The organism is Pseudomonadota bacterium (assembly GCA_030775045.1).
In the GTDB taxonomy this organism is placed as follows: domain Bacteria; phylum Pseudomonadota; class Alphaproteobacteria; order JALYJY01; family JALYJY01; genus JALYJY01.
Window position 1 is genome coordinate 1 of sequence record JALYJY010000133.1, and the last position, 3,443, is coordinate 3,443.

The 3,443-nt window shown below is 49.9% G+C and carries 4 protein-coding genes; 2 read left to right on the plus strand and 2 right to left on the minus strand.

What is annotated here, in order from left to right; all coding sequences use genetic code 11:
- The first annotated feature begins 135 nt into the window (after window positions 1-135).
- Window positions 136-897 (plus strand): LuxR family transcriptional regulator, encoded by a 762-nt coding sequence (locus M3O22_09005; GenBank protein ID MDP9196878.1) that lies wholly within the window; start codon window positions 136-138, stop codon window positions 895-897.
- Between the two features lie 252 nt (window positions 898-1,149).
- On the opposite strand, the gene M3O22_09010 is transcribed toward M3O22_09005, so the two are convergent.
- Window positions 1,150-1,272 (minus strand): thermonuclease family protein, encoded by a 123-nt coding sequence (locus M3O22_09010; GenBank protein MDP9196879.1) that lies wholly within the window; start codon window positions 1,270-1,272, stop codon window positions 1,150-1,152.
- Between the two features lie 1,074 nt (window positions 1,273-2,346).
- On the minus strand, window positions 2,347-2,559 hold the full coding sequence (locus M3O22_09015; GenBank protein MDP9196880.1) for a helix-turn-helix domain containing protein: 213 nt from the start codon (window positions 2,557-2,559) through the stop codon (window positions 2,347-2,349).
- An 84-nt stretch (window positions 2,560-2,643) separates the two neighbouring features.
- Between M3O22_09015 and M3O22_09020 the strand changes: the two genes are divergently transcribed.
- Window positions 2,644-3,333, plus strand: coding sequence for a helix-turn-helix domain-containing protein (locus tag M3O22_09020; GenBank protein ID MDP9196881.1), 690 nt, complete (start codon window positions 2,644-2,646; stop codon window positions 3,331-3,333).
- Window positions 3,334-3,443: the final 110 nt, after the last annotated feature.

Consider the following 3,443-nt stretch of genomic DNA (forward strand, 5'->3'; position numbering starts at 1 on the left):
GCCCGAAATAAAACAACACTAACCATATGTCCGAAATCCCCATGAAAAAACCATATGCAATTGATTTAAGAAATTAGATTGCGCTACGATACTGGGAACGTTACCAGGTATTTCCATAGACAGGTCGCAACTAGTATGGAAGATTTTTTTCGTACGCTTTCTGCGCTGGAAACAGTTGATTCAATTGACTCGCTTATGGAAACCATGTCCCGTTTAATAGGAAATTTTGGCTTCAGCAGATTCACTTATGTTGATCTGTGGAACCATTCTCCGGATAAAAATAATACACCCTTCTTTAGAACTACTTTGGAGCAGAATTTTGTCACGGGCTATAATAAGGAAAACTTTTTTAGCTATGATCCCATACTCAGGCAGGCCGGTATAACAAACCGCCCCTTTGCATGGACCGGGTGTCCGGAATTCAAAAAGGCCATGCACCAGCGGGGATCAAAAACAAAAACCAGAAAAATAATGGAATTTGCGCACGATTTTGGCTTTCAGGACGGATATATAATTCCCGTACATGCGGTTAATATGAACGGCCGTAAGGTTTCTGCGCTTTTGAGCTTCTACTACGCAGAAGGCATAATTGTTGAGGACAAGAAAGCCCATTTTGCATATGGGCTTCGCATGGCTGCCTTGCTTTTCCACGAAAAGATGCTTGAACTTAGAAAAGTAGATTCTAAAGATCCTCTAAATATAGAGCTGACAGATCGTGAAAAAGACTGCCTGCTATGGGCCTGCAGAGGAAAAACCAGCGGAGAAACAGCAGATATCCTCAGCATCAGCCAAAGAACGGTAGAATTTCATTTTGAGAATATTATACGAAAGCTGAGGGTTAACAATAAGATCCATGCCATCTCCTTTTCCGTCAGCCATGGATTAATTACTCCCTGACCAGACGACCCGTGATAGCCATTGCTTAAAAAGCTCTATGGGACTCTGATTACCTGCACATGCTCTCACAGGGAACACCATCACTATCCCCGTCGAGCTGCGTCAGATTGCAGGCGGTGAGATGGTAGTGGACTTCCTCACAGGGAGACATCTGCCTGCAGGTGCGCCTGGTGCCACACGAATATCCTGAATGGCGGCTTTGAAGCATCAACCCCTACTGCCCTGCCGTTCTTCCTGTAATTCCATGGCATATCAAATGCCCCCCTGCCAGATACCTTTTTTCGCACCCTTGGCCGAATCCTCGTCAGACACATAGTCCTGTGAGTACTGCCGGTAAGCAACAGCCCAGCCATTTCTGACCAGCCATGCATTCAGATTCTTTCCGGAAACAGAGCGAACAGCGACAATTCTACCATACCGGCCACGGTCTACTGATTTACAGGCAACAAGACGCCGTCAAATTTTGGCAGCAAGGGCATTTGCCGCCTGCTGACCACACACAGCCAGCGCTTTCCCTCTTCGTCCTTACAGGCTTGCGAGCTTTCAGGGGCATCTACGCCATGAAGCCGTATCCGTTGCCCATGAATTTCAAGAGTGTCGTCATCTATCACAGAGGCAGTACCCTGTACATCTGCCAGAGCAGGAAATGCAACCAGGCAAAGAGCCAAGATCAGAAGCTTTTTCATATAAACCCATCCAAATGGAAAAGGCCGGTGCTTCAGCCGGCCTTTTCCCTTATTGCATTCTGAATTGGAGAAACAGATTCTTTCAGCCGGTAACAGCGGATGTGACAGACATCAACCTCAGCCCCCATACTAACTGCACACGTGCAGGAAAGGGACAAATGCCAGACCAGTATTGGTTTTTCTGGAAATCACTACAGGTCCGCGTCCTTCACAGCCCAGTGGTTGCATGAAAACTCAAAATTATCGGACATGTCAAGTTCTGCACGTTTCGCATGGATCATGTGGTTCCGGAGCGGCGGAACCGCAGCGTCAATGGTATATTCAAAGTCAACTTCACTTCCTGCGATGCGTGGCCTGTTGATCTGCCCGACGTATGCAATTTCGTCTCCGGTTCCCTCCTGCATGAACAGACAGGGGAGTCTTGTCAGGCAGCCCGGGTCCGGACTGCTGTTTTTCCTGAACTGCTCTGCGATGTGAGGATCTGTGTGCTCAAAAACCCTGCTGACTGATATCTTTTCCCGGCCAGTTTTCCAATCAGCAGAAAGCATTACAAGATTGAACATTTCTTACTCCAGACTGACATGCTGCATTATCATTTCTGTCCATCGACCTTGGTGCAGAATATGGCACTGTAAAAACTCCAAGGATGCTTTGGGGTGATATTAGAATATGCCGGAATATATCTGACAAGCCAGAATGACTATATATCTGCACGCCGCCAGCCCGACATCCAACGCTGTCAGTGAACGTTCTGGAATTTCTGCTATTTGCCTTCCCCAGATCGAGGTGAAAAATCCTCAGGCTTCAGGTCAATGCCCAGTTTCCAGGCTATTTCCATCAGGAAAAGCTGCTGACGGTACGGAATAAAGCCACGGGCCTTCCAGTTGGAAATGGCTGAGGGATAAACTTCCATGAGCCTGGCCAGACGCGCCTGGGTTCCAAATCGCGATATGATACGTGTAACAGGATCACTCATATACGCTTTAGTATCACCTTATGTGACTATGTCAATCACAAAATGTTACTTGCACAATGGCGCTGTAACGTTCACAATCTGTATATGATTGGAGACAAGATCAGAAAAGCACGGGAGAAGACCGGACTTACCCAGAAAGAGCTGGGCAAGGCTCTCGGCGTGCAGCCACAGACCGTGTCCCAGTGGGAAAAGAACAGGAGAAATCCTCCCTATACAGCCCTGTCCCGTATGCAAAACATCATCGGCATGAATATCGGCGAAGCCTTTGCCGGGCCAGCGCCCGCTGCTGACCTGATTTCACCCGTGAATCCTGCTGTCACAGTCAGCGCCAGAGAGCACACTGCCCCGTGGATGGGGAATCTCCATATCCGCAGGGATCTTCCAGTCAGGGGAACAGTCACGGCTGGAAGCGACGGGGGCCCTGGCTCTGCCGACAGCATCACGGAATACATTGACCGTCCGCCAGTCCTGGCGACAGCCCGGGATGCCTTTGCTGTCTGGATCCGCGGCGATGCCATGGTCCCCGCCTATTCACCGGGCGAGATTGTCTGCGTCAACCCCGGCCGTCCGGCAGTTCCGGATGACTATGTGATTGTCGAACTTCAGGATTCTCCGGACGGGCCTGGCCAGCGCCTTCTGAAAAAGTTTGTGCGGCAGACAGGATCGGAACTGGTTTTCCAGCAGCACAACCCTGCACAGGAATCGGTCCTTGACAGCGGGAAGATAAAGGCCCTGTACCGCGTCATGCGATGGAAAGAACTGATGGGCGTGTGAGCGCAGGTCAGGCAGCACAGGCCCCCATGACAGGACAGACACAGACTCCTTCCTTCCGGTCCCGGAGCCTTTACCGCTGGCTGGTGCTGTGCGCTGTTATGGTCCTGCTG

Excerpts from the sequence above, each read along its gene's own strand:
- M3O22_09020 (MDP9196881.1), top strand. The coding sequence starts at position 2,644 with ATGATTGGAGACAAGATCAGAAAAGCACGGGAGAAGACCGGACTTACC.
- M3O22_09005 (MDP9196878.1), top strand. The coding sequence starts at position 136 with ATGGAAGATTTTTTTCGTACGCTTTCTGCGCTGGAAACAGTTGATTCA.
- M3O22_09015 (MDP9196880.1), bottom strand. The coding sequence starts at position 2,559 with ATGAGTGATCCTGTTACACGTATCATATCGCGATTTGGAACCCAGGCG.